The organism is Phytohabitans houttuyneae (genome assembly GCF_011764425.1).
GTDB classification, from domain to species: domain Bacteria; phylum Actinomycetota; class Actinomycetes; order Mycobacteriales; family Micromonosporaceae; genus Phytohabitans; species Phytohabitans houttuyneae.
In genome coordinates this window covers 2,314,766-2,334,794 of the sequence record NZ_BLPF01000002.1, presented here as the reverse complement: position 1 = coordinate 2,334,794, position 20,029 = coordinate 2,314,766, and the positions used below count along the sequence as shown (strand labels likewise).

Below are 20,029 nucleotides of genomic sequence, written 5' to 3'. Positions count from 1 at the left end.
GGCCGAGGGGCGGCGATGAGGGTGGTGTCGCGGGACGGTACGCCGATCGCGTACACGCGCGAGGGCAGCGGGCCGGCACTCGTCCTGGTGGGTGGCGCGCTCGACGACGGCTCCGAGAACGCGCCGCTCGTGCCCGCCCTGGCCGCGCACTTCACCGTCTACAACTACGCCCGGCGCGGGCGGGGCGGCAGCGGCGACACGCCGCCGTACGCGGTCGAGCGCGAGGTCGAGGACCTGGCGGCGCTCGCCGCCGAGGCCGGGGAGCCCGTCCACCTGTACGGGGTCTCGTCCGGCGGGATGTTCGCGCTCGAGGCGGCCGCCGCCGGGGTGCCGGTCGCGCGGCTGGCGCTCTACGAGGTGCCCTACGACCCGTCGCCGGACGCGGGCGGCCGCTACGACGAGTACCGGGAGCGGCTCGCCGAGGCCCTCGCGGCGGGGCGGCGGGACGGTGCGCTGGAGCTGTTCATGCGGCTGGCCGGTTCGTCCGACACGGAGATCGAGGGGGCGCGCCAATCGCCCTACTGGGCGGGGCTGGAGGAGCTGGCGCCCACGCTCGCGTACGACGCCGCGCTCTACGGGCCGCCGCCGGCCGCCCGCCTCGCCGCCGTCACCCGGCCGGCGCTGGTGGCCACCGGCGGCGGCAACGAGTTCTTCGAGTACGCGGCCGACGCCCTCGCCGGCCTGCTGCCGGACGCGGTGCGCGCGACGTTCGCCCGGCAGGGGCACGTCGCCGACCCGTCGGTGGTGGCACCGGCGCTGCGCCGCTTCCTGCTTGCCGAGGGTCCCACCTCCGGGTGAACCGGGTCGCCGGGGACACCCCCGGAAGGCGCGCCGGAGCGACCGCTCGGCGCGTAATCGATCTAGAAAGCGCGATACCTCGATGTATCCGTAGTATGGTCCGGCTATGTCCGAAAGGCGGGACGGGGCACCCCGCTCAGGCGAGCCGCCGGTGTCCACTGTGGAAGACGAGCCGGGCCGCGGACCGGGCGCCGCGCCCGACCCGCCGCGGGACGCGCCGGGGCCTCCGCCCGGCGAGCCGCTCGTGGTCTACGACGACGAGGAGCGCCCCGCGCGGCGGCTCACCGGGCCGGTGGAGCGGGGCGTGGCGGTCGTCGCGTTCGCGGTGGCGGTGCTCGTGCTGTGGCAGGTGTTCCGGCCGCTCGCCCAGGGCAGCCAGTACTACCTGATCATCTTCCTGGCCGGCGTGCTCCCGCTGGTCTTCCTCGGCTACCGGGCCGGACTCCCGGTCCCCGCCCGGCTGCGCCGCGCGCCGGCCGCCGCGCGCGAGCGCGACCTGCCCGGGCCGCTGGACTGGGTGCTGGCGGCGGTCACGCTCGCCGTCTGCCTGTACCCCCTCCTGCCGTTCGCGGTGGGCGAGGCGGGCGGCGGGTACAACGCCTTCCTGGACCGCCAGGGCCTGCTCGCCCCCGCGGACGTCGCGATGGGCGGCGTCCTTCTCCTGCTGGTGCTGGAGGCCTGCCGGCGGACCACCGGGTGGGTGCTGCCCGCGGTCTGCCTGATCTTCCTCGGGTACGGCTACTACGGCGGCCTGCTGCCGCAGAGCTGGTCGATCGCGCACGCCGGCCTCGACTTCAGCCAGATCGTCGACGCGCTCTACAACTCCGGCAGCGGCTTCTACGGCACCCCGCTGGACGTCGCCGCCTCGTACGTCGTGCTGTTCACCGTCTACGGCGCCGTGCTCGACCTCTCCGGCGCCGGCCGCTTCTTCGTGGACCTCTCGGTCGCGGCGTTCCGCCGCTCCCGCAGCGCCGCCGGGCGCACGGCGGTCGCGTCCGGCTTCCTGCTCGGCACGGTCTCCGGATCCGGCACCGCCACCGCGGTCAGCGTCGGCGCGGTCACCTGGCCGATCCTGCGCCGGGCCGGCTACCCCGCCGAGCAGGCCGGCGGCATGCTCGCGGCGGCCGGGGTGGGTGCGATCCTGTCGCCGCCGACGCTGGGCGCGGCCGCGTTCATCGTCGCGGAGTACCTGAGGGTCTCCTACCTGACCGTGCTCGGGTGGGCGATGATCCCCACGGTCCTGTACTACCTCGGCATCCTGCTCGCCGTCGAGATCGACGCCCGCCGCTTCCGGGTCAAGCCGGTGGAGCTGCACGTCGGCTCGCCGTGGCGGCTGCTGGCCCGGTTCGGGTACCACTTCTCCTCGCTGGTCGCGATCGTCGTGCTGCTCGCCCTCGGCGTGAGCGCGACGAAGGCCGTCGTGTACGCGACCGCCCTCGCCTTCCTGCTGTCCTTCCTGGACCGGCGCGGCCGCCTCACCCCGCGCCGCCTCTTCGAGGCGCTCTCCGCCGGGGTGCGCGGCGTCCTGCCGGTGGCGGCCGTGTGCGCGGCGGCCGGCATCATCACCGCGATCACGACGAAGACCGGCCTCGGCGCCCAGGTCGCGTCGCTGCTGGTGCGCACCGCCGAGTCGCTGGCCGACGGCCGCACCGCCGTGCTCGCGCTGACCGTGGTGTTCGCCGCGGTCGCGCTCTCGCTGCTCGGCCTCGCGGTGCCGGTCACGGCCTCGTTCATCATCGGCTGGGTGATCATCGGCCCGGCGCTGCTCACGCTCGGCGTGCCCGGCCCCGCCGCCGCGATGTTCGTCTTCTACTACTCGGTGCTCTCTGAGGTGACGCCGCCGACGGCGCTGGCCGCGGTCGGCGCCTCCGCGGTCACCGGCGGCCGGCCGGTGCCGACGATGTGGCAGGCGCTGAAGTACGCGCTGCCCGCGTTCCTGGTGCCGGTCACGTTCGTGCTCACCGGCCCCGGCGAGTACCTGCTCGGCCGCGGCCCGGTCTGGGGAGTGGTCTGGACGTCGGCGGTGGCCTGCCTGGCGGTCGCCGCGCTCGCGGTGGCCACCGGCGGGTGGGTGCTCGGCCTCGGCGCGGCCGGTACACCCGAACGGATCGTCACCGCGGCCGCCGGCCTGCTGTTGCTCTACCTGCACCCGGTCACCATCACGGCGGGCTGCGTGCTGCTCGCAGCGGCACTGGCCGCGGTGGCCGTGCGCCGCCGAACACCCCTGGGGAAGGAGTCCACATGAGAACTCGCACTTTCGCCGCCGTCCTCGCGCTCGGGCTGAGCGCGGCCGGGCTGGCCGGTTGCGGCGGGCGGCAGGACGCCGCCGGTACCGACGCGGGTGGCGACGTCACCTGCGAGGTGGCCGGCGACGTGCGGGTCGGCATCGCGACCGGCAACGCCACCGGCGTGTACTTCGCGCTCGGCAACGCCTACGCGGAGCAGATCTCCGAGGCCACCGGCGGCAAGGTCAAGGCCACCGCGGCCGAGACCGGCGCCTCGGTACAGAACATCCAGCAGCTGGTGGCCGGCACGTACCAGGTCGCCTTCTCGCTCGCGGACACCGCGGCCGACGCGGTGCAGGGCAAGGGGAGCTTCGAGGCGCCCCAGCCGGTGCAGGCGCTGTCCCGCATCTACACCAACTACACCCAGGTCGTCGTCCGCACGGACGCCGGCATCACCACCGTGGAGCAGATGAAGGGCAAGCGGGTCTCGACCGGCTCGCCCCGGTCGGGCACCGAGGTGATCGCCAACCGCCTGCTCACCGCCGCCGGCCTCGACCCGGCCAAGGACGTGTCCGCCCAGCGCCTGGACCTCACCAAGACCGTCGACGGCATGAAGGACGGCTCGATCGACGCGATGTTCTGGTCCGGCGGCCTGCCCACGCCCGGCATCACCGACCTCTTCACCACCGCGAAGGACCAGGTGCGGTTCATCGACATCACGCCGCTGCTGCCGAAGATGAAGGAGGTCAACCCGGTCTACGAGGAGAACGTGATCCCGGCCGCCACCTACGGGATGACCGCGGACGCCAAGACCATCGTGGTGCCGAACCTGCTGCTGGTGAAGCAGGACACCGACCCGAACGTGGTGTGCGCCCTCACCAAGGCCCTCTTCGAGCGCCAGCCGCAGCTGGCACAGGCCAACGCGGCCGCGAAGGAGATCGGCCTCGACAAGGCCCGCCAGACCACGCCGGTGACGCTGCACCGCGGCGCGGCCAAGGCCCTGGACGACCTCGGGGCACCCGCCTGAGCTGATCCGGCCTGATCCGGCCCGCCGGACCGGGCCGGGACAATTCTGGAAAGAAGGTTTAGAGTATCGGCATCAGTCGATGCTCTGGAGGCGGTGTGCGATGCGGCGCCTGATCGCGGTGGCTTCAGCGCTCCTGCTCGTCGCGGTGCTTCCGGCGGCGCCCGCGCACGCCGTCACCACCCGGCCGGCGCTCGTCGTCAACCGGGACTTCCCCGACCCGGACGTGTCGCGGTTCGGCAGCACCTGGTACGCCTACGCGACGAACAGCGGCGGCAACGTGCCGGTCGCGACGGCGGCCGCGGCCGGCGGGCCCTGGACCGTGCGGGGTGACGCGCTGCCCGCGCTCGGCGCGTGGGCCAGCGGCGGGCTCACCTGGGCGCCCGACGTATCGCGGCGGGCGGACGGGCAGTACCTGCTCTACTACACCGCGCGCAGCCGGTCGGCCGGGCGGCAGTGCATCGGCGCGGCGCTGTCCGGCAGCCCGCTCGGGCCGTTCTCGCCGGTGGGCACCGGACCGCTGGTCTGCAACACCGGCGAGGCGGGCGACATCGACGCGTCCAGCTTCGTCGACACCGACGGGCGGCGGTACCTGCTCTACAAGGACGACCGCAACGCGATCGGGCAGCCGCCGTCGATCTGGCTGCAGCCGGTCGCGGCCGACGGCCTGACGTTCCAAGGTGGACGGACCGAGCTGCTCCGCAACGACCGCGCCGAGGAGGCCGGCGTGATCGAGGCGCCGGTGCTGGTGCGGCGCGCCTCGCGGTACGTGCTGTTGTACTCGGCCGGGCCGTACGGCAACGCCAGCTACCACACCGGCTACGCCACCTCGGCGGGCATCACCGGGCCGTACGCGAAGGCCTTCCGGCCACTGATCACCTCCGCCTCGCTCGACGGCGCGGTCAGCGGTCCGGGCGGGGCGGACGTCGACGCGGCCGGCGGCAACATCTTCCTGCACGGGTGGCTGCCCGGCGGCGGGCGCGGCATGTACCGGGCCGACCTCGGCTGGGCCAACGACCTGCCGGTGGTGCGCGGCAGCCGGGTGCGCACCGAGGCCGAGCGGGGCGTGCTCAACCGCGCCTCGGTGCGCACCGGCGCGGCCAACGCCTCGCAGGGCGCGGTCGCGGGGTACATCGACTACGCGGACAGCTGGGTCGACCTCACGGTGTTCGCGCCGACGGCCGGCGGCTACACCGTGTACGTCTGCTACGCGGCCGGCTTCGGCGACGCCCAGCACCGGCTGACCGTCAACGGCGGCGCGCAGGTCGTGGTCAACTACCCGCAGACCGGGTGGGACACGTACCGCCAGGTGCCGGTCGACGTCACCCTCAACGCCGGGTGGAACACGCTGCGCCTGCAGTACCTGTCGCGCTGGGCCGAGCTCGACTACGTCGAGGTCGCGTAGTACGAGTGGACGGCCGGCTGGTTCGTGTAGTTCGACCCGGCGCGGTCGTCCGCGCCCAGGTAGGTGTACGGCAGCGACACCTCCGCCGGTCCACGGGTACAGCCTGCCAGAGATCTTGGATCGACCCTCCTGCATCCGGCGTCCGAGTCGTACCGTATTGAGGTACATGAGGATGGAGGGGGTGGCGGCCTCGGGACCGGAACGCGCACGGCGGGTGGTGAGCTACGACGTGGTCGTGCACGGCGGCGCGCGGCACTTCCTCGCGCGCGGCGGCCTCGCTATGGACGACCTCGCCGTCGAGCTCGCGGTGAGCCGCGCGACGCTCTACCGGGTGGCCGGCACCCGCGACCGCGTGCTCGGCGACGTGCTGTGGTACCTGGGCTCGCGCACGCTCGCCGACGCCTTCCGCGGCCGCTCGGCGACCGGGGTGACCGGCGTGGTGGAGGTGACCGGCCGCTTCTGCGACTCGCTGGCCCGCTCGCGCCCGTTCCGGCGGTTCATCGCCCAGGAGCCGGAGACCGCCGCGCGGGTGCTGCTGACGCCGGCGGGGCGCGTGCACGAGCGGTTCATCGTCGCGCAGACCCGCATCTTCCGCGACTGCCTCGAGCTGCCGGCCGCGCCCGCCGACACCGAGCTGCGCGGCCGCGCGTACCTGTACGTGCGGATCGTCGAGTCGGTCATCTACGGCGAGATGCTGCACGGCGGCAACCCCACGCCCGCGGTCACCAACCGCATGCTGCGCGCGGTGCTCACCGACCTGACGGCGTGAGAGGGTGCCGGCCACGCGGGCCGGCACCCTCTCCGCTCACCGGGTCATGAGTGGGGGCAGCTGTCGCGGTACTCGGAGATCGCGGTGCTCACCGAGGGCCGCGGGCAGAGGAACTGCTCGTAGCGGGTGTCGTTGTCGACGAAACGCTTGAGCCAGGAGATGCTGAACTTCGCGATCGTCGTGTTGTCGCTGTTCGGCGCGAAATGCGAGGCGTTGTTGAGCTCCAGATAGGCCTTGTCCAACCCGGACGGGAGGCTTTCGTAGAACGGTTCGGAATGCGTCCGGACGGACGCGATCGAGTCGCTCTCGGCGCCGATGATGAGCGTCGGCACCTGCATCCGGGAGAAGGACTTGACGAGGTTCCACGGCGTCAGCGGTATCGCGGCCTGCAGCGCGGGCCGGTCGATCGCCGCTTCGAGCGTGCCGCCGCCGCCCATCGAGTGGCCCATGACGCCGAGGCGGCTGGCGTCGATGCGGGAGCGTACCGAGCTGGACTGGGTGAGGTAGTCCAGCGCCGCGAGCAGCTGACGGGCCCGGCTCGACGGCTGGTCGGACGTGGTGATGGTGTCGATCGTGAAGATGACGAAGCCCTGCGACGCGAGCCGCGGGCCCAGCCAGGCCATGCTGGACTGGGTGGCGGTGAAGCCCGGTGCGACCGCCACCGCGCCGAAGGTGCCCTCCGACGTGCTGGTCGGGTAGTAGATCGTGCCGCCGCCGAAGCCGCTGACCGCGAGCCGCGACACCGTCGTCTGCGACGTGGCGAACGGCCCGCGCCGCGCCTCGACGCTCGCGTTCGACGGAGCGGGTCCACGCTCGAACGGATTGTCGGCGGCCAATGCCCGCGGTGCCAACCCGACCGTGCCGGCGAGCACGAGCCCGAGGGCTCCGGCCGCCCATGCCGTCGTTCTCCAACGCATGTGAAGTCTCCTTAACGGTTGCCCCTTCACCCCCGTAATACATGTCAATACGTCGACGCTTGACGTAACGAACATTAAACATGATCTTGGAGGGTGGCCAGCTTCGCCGAGCAACCTGAGACGGCCGTCGCAGCGGCTGGAGACCCTTCGCGGTCAGGGCGCTCTTCGGGTGGATGCCCAACCCAAAACGAGATGTGAGCTGCCGCGATGTCCGTCGTGGTCCGGACCGTTGCTCCCGCGGCCTCACCCTCCGCGGTCGCCCGGCTCAGCCCCGAAAAGCCAGCTCCCGCAGATCTGGGGAAGTTGGTGCCGAAATGACGCGCCTCGACTCTCGGAGTGGGGATTGCTTCCGTGCGACAGCTTCCAGCTCACGCTGTCCGCGCCGCAGCAGCCAGCTTTACGGGGTCTGCAGACCTTTCGAGCCGGGGCCGCGCGAGTCCACCCGCGGTTCGGCGCCGTCGTCGCGGTCGGTGACTGTCGATCAGGTGCGGGCGGTGTGCGCTTCGAGATCTTGGTGAGTTGGCGCGCCATTTCGACGCTAACTTGCCAAGATCTGCCGGAGCAGGCTCCTGGGTTGAGCTGGACGACCGCGGAGGGTGAGGCCGCGGGAGCGACGACGCCAGAAGGTCGCTAGAGCGTCAGCCCTTCGACGGTCCCGATGTTGTACCAGGTCAGCGAGAAGACCGTCCCGGCCGGCGGAGCCGTGGGAAACTCGCCCCAGCTGTTCAGCTTCTCCCCGGCCGCAGCGCGAACGTCTCCCCGGGGCGCTCCGCGCTGCAGAAGGTGCTCACCGGGTAGATCCGCTGTCCATCGTGGAGCTTCAGGTGGGACGACTGCAGGTCCGGCCCGGGTGCCGGGCAGGTCAGCGTCCAGGGACCGGTGGAGTGGCTCTGGTACACCAGATGCGCCTTCAGCCTCCCCGAGCGGGTCACCTCCAGCCGCGCGAGGGTCACGGTGTTCACGCCGTCGTCCATGACCAGGCGGTTGACGGGGCGGCTGCCCGGACCCGGCGTGCGCCGCGTGGCCGGCCGCTCGCCTGCCGCGCCTTCCCCCGCCGCGTCCACGGGCGGCGCTCCCTGACCGGTCGACGCCCCCTGACCGGTCGATGCGTCCTGGCCGGACGCGGGCGGGCCGTTGAGACCCAGCCAGCCCACCACCATCGCGCCCAGGACCGCCACGATGACACCGACCACGATCTCGATCAGACGTTTCCGCAACGGACTTCCAGCCTTTTCCACGACTCACGCAGGTCCGGCCACACGTTACTGAGGACGGTGACGCCACGGCGTGCGAATCACCCGTTCACGCACTGTCCGGTCCTGGACAGTGACACCCCGACCGCGAACGCGCTACAGCGGGTCGTGGTGGGTGGGCCGGTGCGGGCGGACGAAGTCGGTCGACGGCAGGTACTCGGCGGCGAGGCGGCTTCCGCGGGCGGGCGCGGCCGCGGTGGGCGGGTGGACACGCACCACCACGCGGTGCCCGAGTGGATGCGGCGGTGGGCGGTCGACAACGGGCTCCTGCCCGAGGTGGGCGGGCCGACCTGGGCGTACTGGCGGGTCGAGGACGCGCTCGCGGTCATGCGGGACAACGACATCGCGGCGGCGGTCGTGTCGGCGCCGGTGCCGTCCGTCGCGTTCGAGGACCGGGAACTGGCGGAGGAGGGAGTGCGGGTGTGCAACGAGTCGTACGCCCAGCTCGTCGCCGACCACCCGGACCGCTTCGGCTTTTTCGCCAACGTGGCGCCCTTGCACACGGACCTCGCGTTCGCAGGTCGCGTACGCCTTCGACGAGCTCGGCGCGGACGGCGTGATCCTCATGGCCAGCGTCGGCGGCCGCTACCTCGGCGACCCCGTCTTCGACCCGCTCAACCGGCGGCGGGCGGTGGTCTTCGTCCACCCGACGGCCTGCCGGACGGGGACGTGCAGATCCCCGGCGTCGACGAGTTCATCGCCGACTTCCTGCTGGACACGACGCGGGCGGCGCTCAGCCTGATCGCGTCCGGCACGCTCGATCGGTACCGCGACCTGTCGATCATCCTGGCGCACGCCGGTGGCTTCCTGCCCTACGCCGCCGGCCGGGTCGAGTCCGCCGGCCGGCAGGGCGAAGGCCCCGACCCCGCGGCGGTACGGGCGGCGCAGCCTGGCCGCGGTCAACCGCGGAAACGCGCTGCGCCTCTTCCCGCGACTCGCCGGACGCATGCCGCGCTAGCGCTCAGCCTCGCGCGGCGAGCTTGTCCGTGGCATCGGCGCCCGCGTCGGTGCTCCGGCGCAGGAAGTCCGCGAGGAGCTTGAGCTGCTCCTCGTCGTACCCGGCGCAGAGGTCGTCCATCGCGCCGTTCATGCCGGCGTAGAGCCCGAACACCTCGCGCCCCCGGTCGGGCAGCGCGCGCAGCGTGACCGCGCGGCGGTCGGCCGGGTCGCGCTCGCGGGCGATCCAGCCGGCCCGCTCCAGGCGGTCGAGGATGCCGGTCATCGTCGCCGGGTGCAGCCCCGCCCGGCGGGCCAGCGCGGTGGGGCTGAGCGGCCCGTGGCGGCTGATCAGGTCGAGGCAGTCGAGGTCGACCTCTTTGAGGTCGAGGTGGGCGCCGACCTGGCGGTTCAGCATCGAGAGCTGGTTGCGCAGGTCGCGGAGCGAGTCCTTGATCTGGTTCGTGAGCTGCCGCCGGGTGGGCCGGTCGCGAGATGTTACGGGAGTCATATTGTCTGGCCCTCAAACTCAAATACTATGGTTCTCATATCGTACGCCATAGAGAGGATCGGGCCCATGAAGCTCACCGTCGTGGCCGCCACGGGCGGCATCGGAAAGCACCTGGTCGAGCAGGCCGTCGCCGCCGGACACGAGGTCACCGCGGTCGCCCGCCGGCCGCGCGGCCTGCCGCCGGGCGTACACACCGTCGCCGTCGACCTCGCCGCCCCCGACATGGCCGCGCTCGCCACGGCCGTGCGCGGCGCGGACGCCGTCCTGTCCGGCCTCGGGCCGCGCGACCCGCGCGCCGACGCGGGCGTCACCTCCCGCGGCACCCGGGCGATCGTCGCCGCGATGCAGGCCGAGCACGTCCGGCGGATCATCGTGGTGAGCGCCGCGCCGGTCGGCCCGGTGCCCGTGCCGGGCGAGCCCGCGCCGCCGAAGCACGACCCCGGCGACGGCTTCTTCATGCGGCACCTGGGAGCGCGGTTCGCCCGTACGATGTTCGGCGCCCACTACGCGGACCTCGCGCTGACCGAGCAGCTGCTACGCGAGAGCGGCCTGGAGTGGACCGTCTCACGCCCGCCGAAGCTCACCGACAAGCCGTTGACCGGCCGCTACCGGGTCGCGTTCAACCGCAACATCCGGGGCGGCTTCTCGGTGCCGCGCGCGGACGTCGCCCACCACATGCTCCGCATGGTCGACCAGCCGGAGACGGTCAAGCAGGTGGTCGGCATCGCCACGTGACCCGTCGATTTAGCAAAACGCCTGCTGAATCGAATCTTGTTCTTCTGTTGGACGGCCACGGGAGCGGGTCGCGATAGTGAGATCATGAGTTTCATCGCCGCCTCGGACCGCTACAGCAGCGGGATGCAGTACCGCCGGACCGGCCGCTCGGGCCTCGACCTGCCAGTGCTGTCGCTGGGCTACTGGCACAACTTCGGCGATGACAAGCCGTTCGAGGAGCAGCGCGCGATCGGCCGGCGCGCCTTCGACCTCGGCATCACCCATTTCGACCTGGCCAACAACTACGGCCCGCCGTACGGCGCGTCCGAGATCAACTTCGGCCGGCTGATGCGCGAGGACCTGCGGCCGTACCGGGACGAGATCGTCGTCTCGACAAAGGCCGGCTGGGACATGTGGCCGGGCCCGTACGGTCAGGGCGGCGGCGGACGCAAGTACATGCTGGCCAGCCTCGACCAGTCGCTGGCCCGCATGGGCCTCGCGTACGTCGACATCTTCTACTCGCACCGCTACGACCCGGACACCCCGCTGGAGGAGACCGCCGCGGCGCTGGACGCGGCGGTCCGCGCGGGCAAGGCGCTCTACGTGGGCATATCGTCGTACGACGCCGAGCACACCCGCCGCATGGCCGCGCTCCTGCGCGACCTCGGCACGCCGCTGCTGATCCACCAGCCGTCGTACTCGATGCTCAACCGCTGGGTCGAGACCGAGGGCCTGCTGGACGCGGCGGCCGAGGTGGGCGCGGGGTCATCGGGTTCACGGCGCTCGCGCAGGGGCTGCTGACCGGCAAGTACCTGAACGGGATCCCGGAAGGCTCCCGCGCCACGCAGGGCAAGTCGCTCGACCCGCACTCGATCGACGACACCCGGCTCGCGCAGCTCAACGCGCTCAACGACGTGGCCGGCGGACGCGGGCAGAGCCTCGCCCAGCTCGCGCTCGCCTGGGCCCTGCGCGACCCGCGGGTGACCTCGCTGGTGATCGGCGCCAGCAGCGTCACGCAGCTCGAGCAGAACGTCGGGGCGCTGGACAACCTCACGTTCACCGACGACGATCTGTCCACAATAGACAAGATCCTGTCGGCGGGCACCGCGTCGGTCGACCTGTGGCGCGACGCCCGCGAGGGGACGCTCGCCTAGCGGTCTGCCCGCCGGGCTTGCCCCGCGGGCCCGGCAGCGGAGGCCGGGGTTTCGGCGAGCGCCGAGCGAGCCGCCGGCCGCAGCGGTGCCCGCGGGAGCAAACGGTCCGCAGCTGACGCGGACGCGGGTAATCCGAGGGTTACCTGGCGCGCGGCAACCGCGCGGGCGGCGACCACCGCGGGCCGCACGCTGTGGGGCATGTCACTCACGCTTGATGACCTCGTCGCCGCGCTCGACGCCCTGCGCCCCCGGATGGACGAGGTGAGCCTCGCCATCCACGCGCGGCCGGAGCTGAAGTTCGCCGAGTTTCACGCCCACGAGCTGCTCACCGGCTGGTTGGGCGAGGAGGGGTTCACGGTGCGGTCGCCGGCCGGCGGGCTGGCGACCGCGTTCGTGGCCGTGCACGAGGGGCGGTCGCCCGGGCCGTGCGTGGCGGTGCTCGCCGAGTACGACGCGCTGCCCGGCGTCGGCCACGGCTGCGGCCACAACCTCATCGCCGCCGGCGGCGCGGCGGCCGCGATCGCCGTGGTCCGCGCGCTGCCCGGGCACGCGGGCACGGTCGCCGTGATCGGCACGCCCGGCGAGGAGATGGGCGGCGCCGGCAAGATCCGGCTCGCCGAGGCGGGCATCTTCGACGCGGTGGACGCGGCCGTGATGGTGCACCCCGGCGACCGCTCGCTGACCGCGCGGCCCGGCCTCGCCGCCGCGCACCTGCGGGTCGACTTCACCGGGGTGAGCGCGCACGCCTCCGTCTCGCCGTGGCTGGGCCGCAGCGCACTCTCCGGCGCCCAGCTCTTCCTGCAGGCGCTCGACGCGATGCGCCAGTTCGTGCCGCCGACCGCGCGGCTGCACGGCATCGTCACCGACGGCGGCCAGGCACCGAACGTGGTGCCCGCGCACGCCACGGTCGACCTCTACGCGCGGGACACGACGGCGGTGTCGGTCGAGTCGCTGGTGCGGCGGATCACCGACGCGGCCGACGGCGCGGCGCTCGCGACCGGCACGCGGGCGCGGGTGCGGGAGACCGGCCCCCGCTACGCCGAGCGGCGCAACAACATGGCGCTCGCCGAACGGTTCGGCGCGGCGGTGCGCGCGCTCGGCGTGCCGATCACCGCCGACGGGCCGGGCAGCCCCGCGGGCTCCTCGGACATCGGCAACCTGTCGCACCTGATGCCGGTGATCCACCCGTACATCCAGATCGCCGACGCCGGCACGCCCAGCCACTCCGAGCCGATGCGGGACGCGGCGGCGACGCCGTTCGCGCACGACCGCACCCAGGTCGCCGCGGCCGGGCTGGCGCGCGTGGTCGCCGACCTGCTCACCGAGCCGGAGCTGCTCGCGGCGGCGCGGGCCGAGTTCGCGGCATCCGCGGGCGCGTCGCTCGCGGGCACCTCGCCTGCTGGTGGCGTGAGTGCCTCGCTTGCGGGCGGCTCGCTCGCTGGTGGCGTGGGCGCGGACGGTGAAGGGGCGGGCGGCGAGCGCGCGGGCGGCCTTCGGGCGGGGATGGGCGCGCCCGCGGGCGGCGAACGGGCCGGGTCCGGCCGAGAATAGAGCCATGTCGGTCGTGATCGTGCTGGGCGGGGTGGGACCCGACCGGTTCGCCGTGACCGTGTCGCCGCTGGCCGAGCTCGCGGCGTGCCTGCACGTGCTCACCGGGCCGGACCACCACGCCGAGCACGCCCCCTGGGTCGGCGAGGTGACCGCGAACGCCCCGCCCGCCTTCCGCACCGGCCTGCGGCGCCTCGCTCCACTGTGGAACGCGCTGCGATGGCGCGGCTTCTACCCCGGCTCGGACGGCATGGGGCTGGACACGTTCGCGGAGCTGACCGCGTACACCTGCGCGAGCGGCTACACCGGCTTCGACTTCAGCCGCGTGCGGCACGACCCCGAACAGGCGGCGCTGCTGCGCCAGACCGCCTCCCGCCTCCCCGACCCGCACCTGCGCCTGGCCGAGGACCTGCTCCACGACGCCGAGGCGGTACGGGCCGACGTGCACGCCTTCGTCGACCTGTGCCGCCACGTCTTCTTCGCCGACGTCTGGGCGCGCACCGAGCCGCTGCTCACCGCGGCCGGCCACCTGCTGCGCCAGCGCCTCGCCGACCAGGGCCCGGCGGCCGCGCTGCTGTCGCTCAGCCCGGGAAGCGCCCGCCTGGTCACGCCGGCGAGCGGGCCCGCGCGGGTGGTCTTCGACAAGGTCCACCACGCGGTGGTCAGCCCGGCCCGCACGCCGGTCACGCTGATACCCACCCGCTACGGCGCGCCGCACCTGCTGGTCAAGAACGAGCCGGGCCTGGCGCCGGTCGTACACTTCCCGGTCGACGCGCCCGACGTCGGCGTGACCCTCGCCCGCAGCCGCCTGCTGGGCCTGACCGACCCGCGCCGCGTGCGCCTGTGCCGCCTGATCGCCCGCCAGGCGATGACCACCGCCGACCTCGCCGACCGCCTCTCGATGACCCGGCCCCAGGTCTCCCGCCACCTGCGGGTGCTGCGCGACCTCGGCCTGGTGCGGGTCGAGCGCAACGGACGGTTCGTGCACTACGGCCTCGACCTGGCCGCCGTCGAACGCATCGGCCAGGACGTGGCCACCGCGCTCCAACACTAGATCCGGGCTACCGCGACGCCCGTCGTGGTCCGGACCGTTGCTCCCGCGGCCTCACCCCAGGCCGCCGGGTGCGTCACCACCGCTGCTAGGTGAGCGTGGCGGTCAATGCGTCGATGTCGCGGGTCAGCACCGCCCGCACGTCCGCGTCCGGTACCAGCGCGGGATCGGTGACCAGCGTGCGGAGGGCGGCCAGCTGCTGCAGCGCGCGCCGGTCGTTGCCGGCCGCCTCCGAGGCGCGGGCCGCGTCCACCTTGTTCGACAGCTTCTGGTGCGCGGCTTTGGAGAGCTGGCCGGTCGCGCGGAAGCGGTCGACCAGGCTGGCCAGGTCGCGGAACGACGTCGTGACGTAGAAGCGCACCGTCGTGGTCGTGCGGTTGCCGGCCCTGTCGGTGGCGGTCACGGTCAGCTCGTGCAGGCCCAACCCGAGGTCGTAGAGGGGTTGGAGGCGGTTGCTCGGGTACCCGGCGCCGTCCATCGTGCCGGCCGTCGTGGCGATGCCGGACGCCGGGTCGACCGCCTGGTACGTGATCCGCACGTCCTGGCTGTCGCCGTAGAGCCCGCCGTCCGCGACACCGGCCACGATGGTGGTCGGGTTCGTGCCGTCCACCTTGACCACCGCCGACTTGAGGGCCTCGGCGTTGCCGGCCGTGTCGGTGGCCCGGTAGCGCAGCTCGTGCTCGCCGTCGCCGATGATGTCGACCGGCCCGGTGTAGGCGGTCCACGGGCCGCCGTCGAGCGACCACTGGGTGGTGGCCACGCCGGCGCCGCCGTCGGTCGCGGCCAGCGTCACGGGTACCGCTCCCGCGTGCCAGCCGCCGTCGCCCGGCGGCGCGAACGTCGCGGTGGTCAGCGGCGCCGTCGCGTCGGTGCGCAGCGCCACCCGGCCGGCCTGCTCGACGTTGCCCGCCCTGTCGGTGGAGCGGAAGCGCACCTCGTGCGCCCCGTCGCCGGTCACCTCGAACGGTCCGCCGTAGACGGTCCATGCCGTCGCACCGTCCACCTGGTACTGCGTGTACGCCACGCCGCTGCCGCCCGGCTCGTCGGAGGCGGCCAGCGTGACCGCCGCCGCGCCCGTGTACCAGCCGCCGGTCCGCGGCCCGGCCACCGCGGCCTGTGTGGACGGCGCGGTGGTGTCGGTGCCGCCGGTGGGCGCGCCGTAGACGTTCAGCTCCCACAGCGAGTAACCCCACTGCGTCCCCCGCTGCGCGCAGTAGATCCGCACATAGCGTGCCTCGCCGGCCACCTCGACGTCGTCGATGCCGCCGTCGCCGGCCGTGGTGCTGTACACGGGCGCCCAGTCGATGCCGTCGGTCGACGCCTGGATCTCGTACGACCTCGCGAACGCCGCCTCCCAGTTGAGGCGTACGCGGCGGAGGTCGTACACCGCGCCGAGATCCACGCTGATCCACTGTGGATCGCTGTGCTCGCTGCCCCACCGGGTCGCGGAGTTGCCGTCCACCGCGTTGCCGCTGGCGTGGGTCGAGCCAGCCTCCACCGTGGACGCCTGCGTCGGCTTGCCGCGAGCCAGGTCTTCACCGGTGACGCCACCGGCGCGGACGCGGATGTTCCGGTAGCTGATGTCGAGGCCGGCGCCGTCGTTCTGTACCCCGATGTAGCCGTCCGCGACGGCCCGGTCGCTGGTGTACTCGGTGATCTTCACGCCGTTGAGGTGGACCTCGACGTGCTGGCCGCTGACCCGGATGTCGTATGAGTTCCACTCCCCGGTCCGTTGAGGTTGGCCTCGCGCAGGGCGGTGTCCGGCGCCTTGAAGCTGTACACGCTGCCGGTCGTGCGGGTCGGGTCGTTGTCGGTGGCGTCGATCTGGATCTCGTGGCCGGCCGAGACCGGCGCCCACGGGTCGTCGCCGGGGTTGGGGAAGCCGATGAACACGCCGCCGTTGTCGTCGCCCGGCATCATCCAGTCGACCTTGAGCGAGTAGTCGCTGAACGTGCGGACCGGGAACCACAGCAGGCCCATGCCGCCGAACGAGCTGATCGTGCCGTCTTCCAGCGTGAACCCGCCCGGGCCGGCCTGCCGCCACTGGTCGAGGCTGGCCCGCGTGCCGTCGAACAGCGGCGTGTAGCCGCTCTCCGGCCGGCAGTCGCCCGCCGCGTCCCCGGCCGCCAGCCGGATGCCGCCCAGCAGCATCGCGAGGTAGTTCTCGTCGGCGTACGACTCGGCGGTGTGGCCCATCCCGGTGTACCAGGAGCGGCCGCCGTCGTACCGCTGGCACCAGGTGATCGGGTGGTCGGCGCCCATGCCGCCGCCGCTGTAGCTGGACTCGTCGAGGCTGGCGAGCACCTTCACGTCGGCGCGCGGGTTGGTGCGGTAGTCGTACCACTCGTCGGTGCGGGTCCAGGTCGGCGGGAGGTGCGCGGTGGACGGGTTGGCGCGGTCCTCGAGGCGCACGGTCGCCTCCTGGGTCGCCGGGTGCGACTGGAAGTAGGCGCCGACGAGGCCGCCGTACCAGGGCCAGTCGTACTCGGTGTCGGCCGCCGCGTGGATGCCGGCGAAGCCGCCGCCGCCCCGGATGTACCCCTCGAAGGCCGCCTGCTGGCTCGCGTCGAGCACGTCGCCGGTCGTGGAGAGGAAGACGACGGCCTTGTACCGGGCGAGGTTTTCGGCGGTGAACGCGGCCGCGTCCTCGGTGGCGTCGACGGCGAACCCGTGCTCCTCGCCGAGCCGCTCGATCGCCGCGACGCCGGCCGGGATCGAGTCGTGCCGGAAGCCGGTCGTCTTGGAGAACAGCAGCACCCGGTAGCCGGGCGGCTCGCCCTGGGACTCGCCGTACACGTTGACGTCGTACAGGGAGTAGCCCCAGCCGGTGGCCCGCTGGGTGCCGTACACGCGCACGTAGCGGCCGGATCCCTCGAACCGGATCTCGTCGATGCCGCCGTCACCCGCGGTCGTGCCGTGTACGGTCGTCCACTGCTGGCCGTCGGCCGAGGTCTGCAGCTGGTACGCCCGCGCGAAGGCGGTCTCCCAGTTCAGCCGCACGCGGCGCAGCTCGTGCACCGCGCCGAGGTCGACGGTTATCCACTGTGGATCGGAGTACTCGCTGGACCAGCGGGTGGTGCTGTCGCCGTCGGTGACGAGCTCGGGCACCCGGTACGCCTCGTAGGTGGAGGAGGCGGTGACCGGGCGGCCGCGGGCGAGGTCGCCGTCGCCGGTGCCGCCGCCGAGGAACGTGAAGCTGTCCACGTTGAACAGGTCGCGGCCATCGGCGCCGCTGAACGTGAGGTACACGCTTCCGGTGCCGGCCGGTGCCGAGATCGCGCCGGTCACGGTCGTGAACGTCTCCCAGCCGCCGGTGCCGGGCACCGTGAGGGTGCCGGCGACCGGGCCGTCCGGCGCGCCGGTGCGCACCTGGATCTGGCCGCCGTCCCCGCCGGACGCGACGACCGCGGTGATCCCGGTGACGCGGTCGAGGTCGTACGGGCTGAAGCCGATCCAGTCTCCACTGTGGATGGCACCGACGAAGCTGCCTTCGGCGCGCGGGCTCGGCGTGACGGCGAGGCCGCCGCTGGAGGTGGCGAAGTGCTCGGCCTGCCGGTGCCGCGGCTGGATGACGACCTGCGCGTTCGCGGCGAGCCCGCCGGCGTCCGTGTACGACGCGTCGATCACGCCGAAGAGGTTGTCGCTCGGGCTGTGCTCGCTGTTGGCCGTCGTGTGCAGCACGCCGGTGCAGCCGGTCTCGCTGGTGATCGGGTGGCCGTGTTGGTCGTGGCCGAGCACGAAGCTGACCGTCACCTTCGCACAGTCCACGGTGGAGTCTTCCGGATCCGAGACCGTGACGGTGTACGGGATCGCGTCGCCGAAGCCGAACACCGCGCCCTCGGCCGGACCGGTGATGGTGACGGTCGGCGCGGTGTTGCCGACGGTGACCGTGACGGTGGCGTTGCCGACGTTGCCGGCCGGGTCGGTGACGGTCACCCTCGCCGTGTACGTGCCGTCGGCCTGGTAGGTGTGGGTCGGAGCCGGCTGGGTCGAGGTGCCGCCGTCGCCGAACGCCCAGGCGTACGTGAGCGGGTCACCCTCCGGGTCGGTGGAGCCGGTCGCGTCGAACGCCACGGTGAGCGGGCCGGCGCCGGAGGTCTTGTCCGCGTCGACGACCGCGGTCGGCGCGCGGTTGCCGCCGGGTGCGGTCTCGATGCGGTACAGGGCGGAGTGCTCGTCGCCGTTGAACCAGCCGGCGCCGTAGTCGAGCACGTAGAGCGCGCCCTCCGGCCCCATGGCCAGGTCCATGATGTGCTTGTGCGTCCACGGGAAGTCGGCGATCGTGCCCGCGCTCCCGTCGCCGTCCGCGGTGATCGTCTTGATCCAGTCCTGGGTGAACTCGCCGGCGAAGAACCTGCCGTCGAAGCTCTGCGGCAGCTTGGTGGGCGAGTCCAGGTCGGGGTCGAAGCGGTACACCGGTCCGGCCATCGGGCCGCCGCCGTTGCCCAGCGGCGAGGAGATGCCGCCGTCGTACGCGATCCAGGCCGGCTGCGCGGGCGGCAGCTCACGCAGGCCGGTGTTGTGCGGCGACTCGTTCACCGGCGCGGCGCAGTCGAACGTCGGCCCGGACGTGCCGGTGGCGAAGTCGTAGTCGTTGTAGGGCGTGTTGTAACCCTGGCAGTACGGCCAGCCGTAGTTGCCCGGACCGGTGATCCGCTCGAACTCCTGGTGGCCGCCGTCGCCGCGGTCCGGGTGCGCGCTCTCGGCGTCGGCGGCGTAGTTGCCGACGTACACCGTGCCGGTGGCCTTGTCGACGGAGAGCCGGAACGGGTTTCGGAAGCCCATCGCGTAGATCTCGGGACGGGTCCGCGCCGTGCCGGGTGGGAAGAGGTTGCCGGCCGGGACGCTGTAGGTACCGTCGGGCTCCGGCTTGATCCGCAGCACCTTGCCGCGCAGGTCGTCGGTGTTGCCGGCGGTGCGCTGCGCGTCGAACGCCCAGCTGTACCCGTCGCGCTCGTCGATCGGCGTGTACCCGCTGGACGACCAGGGCTGGGTGTCGTCGCCGGTGCTCAGGTAGAGGTTGCCCCGCGCGTCGAAGTCGAGGTCGCCGCCGACGTGGCAGCACATGCCCCGGTCGGCGGTCACCTGGAGCAGCTTCTTCTCGGTGGCGAGGTCGACGGTGTTGTCCGGCCGCACGGTGAAGCGGGACAGCTGGTTGTACCCCTGCCAGCGGGCGAAGTCGGCGTCGGTGCCGTTGGCGGGCGCGTCGCCGGCGGGGGTCCCGGCGAGCACCGGCGCGTAGTACACGTAGATCCACCGGTTGGTCGCGAACCCGGGGTCGGCCGCGATGCCCTGCAGCCCTTCCTCGTCGTGCGTGTAAACCGGGATCGTCGCGGCGAGCGTGGTGCCGCCCAGCGGGTCGGTGGCGAAGATGCGCCCGTCGCGGGAGGTGTGCAGCGCGGTGCGGTCGGGCAGCACCGCCAGGGACATCGGCTCGCCCATCGCCGCCGGGCCCTTGGCGAGCGTGACCTCCTGCAGGACCGGGTCGGCGGCCTCGGCCCGCGCCGGGGCGGCCGGGACGACCAGCGCGGTGAGGACGAGTGCGGCAGCGGCCAGCGGCGCCATCTGTCGGCGCATCACGCGCTCCTTCCCGCTGAGTGGTGGCTCAGCGGATCGAAGGGGACAGGGCGCGCCGCCGCACCTGGGCATGACCCTCGGGCCATTGTGGACAGTCCGGCCCGGCCGCCGTGCCACCGCGCGGTCAAAGGTCGGATGTGTACTGAC

The 20,029-nt window shown here is 73.0% G+C and carries 14 protein-coding genes and 1 pseudogene; 10 read left to right on the top strand and 5 right to left on the bottom strand.

All coding sequences use genetic code 11. The annotated features are described in order from the left end of the window. Positions 1-15 precede the first annotated feature (15 nt). The 5 genes from Phou_RS33600 to Phou_RS33575 all read left to right on the top strand — a co-directional run bounded on the left by Phou_RS33600 (position 16) and on the right by Phou_RS33575 (position 6,221). Complete coding sequence (locus Phou_RS33600) at positions 16-798, top strand: alpha/beta fold hydrolase (protein WP_173063713.1); 783 nt, start codon at positions 16-18, stop codon at positions 796-798. Between the two features lie 106 nt (positions 799-904). Then, positions 905-3,043: a TRAP transporter permease gene (locus Phou_RS33595; protein WP_173063710.1), complete on the top strand. Its 2,139-nt coding sequence runs from the start codon at positions 905-907 to the stop codon at positions 3,041-3,043. Then, positions 3,040-4,050: a TAXI family TRAP transporter solute-binding subunit gene (locus Phou_RS33590; protein WP_173063707.1), complete on the top strand. Its 1,011-nt coding sequence runs from the start codon at positions 3,040-3,042 to the stop codon at positions 4,048-4,050. The genes Phou_RS33595 and Phou_RS33590 overlap by 4 nt, the downstream gene beginning before the upstream one ends. Before the next feature lie 100 nt (positions 4,051-4,150). Further along, entirely contained in the window at positions 4,151-5,452 is a 1,302-nt protein-coding gene (locus Phou_RS33585; protein WP_173063704.1) for a family 43 glycosylhydrolase, read from the top strand. Between the two features lie 166 nt (positions 5,453-5,618). Beyond that, entirely contained in the window at positions 5,619-6,221 is a 603-nt protein-coding gene (locus Phou_RS33575) for a QsdR family transcriptional regulator (RefSeq protein ID WP_218579323.1), read from the top strand. A 44-nt stretch (positions 6,222-6,265) separates the two neighbouring features. Here the strand turns inward: Phou_RS33575 and bdeA are convergent, their stop codons facing one another. Further along, entirely contained in the window at positions 6,266-7,138 is an 873-nt protein-coding gene (gene bdeA / locus Phou_RS33570) for a bis(hydroxyethyl) terephthalate hydrolase (protein ID WP_173063698.1), read from the bottom strand. Between the two features lie 725 nt (positions 7,139-7,863). Beyond that, positions 7,864-8,355: a hypothetical protein gene (locus Phou_RS33565; protein WP_173063695.1), complete on the bottom strand. Its 492-nt coding sequence runs from the start codon at positions 8,353-8,355 to the stop codon at positions 7,864-7,866. Between the two features lie 240 nt (positions 8,356-8,595). Here Phou_RS33565 and Phou_RS33560 point away from each other — a divergent pair, with 240 nt between their 5' ends. After that, a complete protein-coding gene (locus Phou_RS33560; RefSeq protein ID WP_173063692.1) occupies positions 8,596-9,432 on the top strand; it encodes an amidohydrolase family protein in 837 nt (278 codons plus the stop codon). Here Phou_RS33560 and Phou_RS33555 read toward each other — a convergent pair. Beyond that, positions 9,353-9,838: a MarR family transcriptional regulator gene (locus tag Phou_RS33555; protein ID WP_173063689.1), complete on the bottom strand. Its 486-nt coding sequence runs from the start codon at positions 9,836-9,838 to the stop codon at positions 9,353-9,355. The genes Phou_RS33560 and Phou_RS33555 overlap by 80 nt on opposite strands. A 66-nt stretch (positions 9,839-9,904) precedes the next feature. Between Phou_RS33555 and Phou_RS33550 the strand changes: the two genes are divergently transcribed. The 4 genes and pseudogenes from Phou_RS33550 to Phou_RS33535 all read left to right on the top strand — a co-directional run bounded on the left by Phou_RS33550 (position 9,905) and on the right by Phou_RS33535 (position 14,308). Next, complete coding sequence (locus Phou_RS33550; RefSeq protein ID WP_173063686.1) at positions 9,905-10,573, top strand: NAD(P)-dependent oxidoreductase; 669 nt, start codon at positions 9,905-9,907, stop codon at positions 10,571-10,573. 84 nt (positions 10,574-10,657) lie between these two features. Continuing rightward, positions 10,658-11,706 (top strand): annotated as a pseudogene (gene mgrA, locus Phou_RS33545) (L-glyceraldehyde 3-phosphate reductase). A 198-nt stretch (positions 11,707-11,904) separates the two neighbouring features. Continuing rightward, positions 11,905-13,257, top strand: a complete 1,353-nt coding sequence (locus Phou_RS33540; RefSeq protein ID WP_173063683.1) for a M20 family metallopeptidase — start codon at positions 11,905-11,907, stop codon at positions 13,255-13,257. Between the two features lie 4 nt (positions 13,258-13,261). Continuing rightward, the gene (locus Phou_RS33535; protein WP_173063680.1) at positions 13,262-14,308 is read left to right on the top strand and encodes a DUF5937 family protein; all 1,047 of its coding nucleotides are present in this window, start codon (positions 13,262-13,264) and stop codon (positions 14,306-14,308) included. 85 nt (positions 14,309-14,393) lie between these two features. On the opposite strand, the gene Phou_RS51475 is transcribed toward Phou_RS33535, so the two are convergent. Together Phou_RS51475 and Phou_RS50695 are read right to left on the bottom strand one after the other, a co-directional pair. After that, complete coding sequence (locus tag Phou_RS51475; protein WP_281365127.1) at positions 14,394-16,010, bottom strand: OmpL47-type beta-barrel domain-containing protein; 1,617 nt, start codon at positions 16,008-16,010, stop codon at positions 14,394-14,396. After that, positions 15,965-19,882, bottom strand: coding sequence for a ThuA domain-containing protein (locus tag Phou_RS50695; protein ID WP_281365108.1), 3,918 nt, complete (start codon positions 19,880-19,882; stop codon positions 15,965-15,967). Before Phou_RS50695 ends, Phou_RS51475 begins: the two co-directional genes overlap by 46 nt. Positions 19,883-20,029 lie beyond the last annotated feature (147 nt).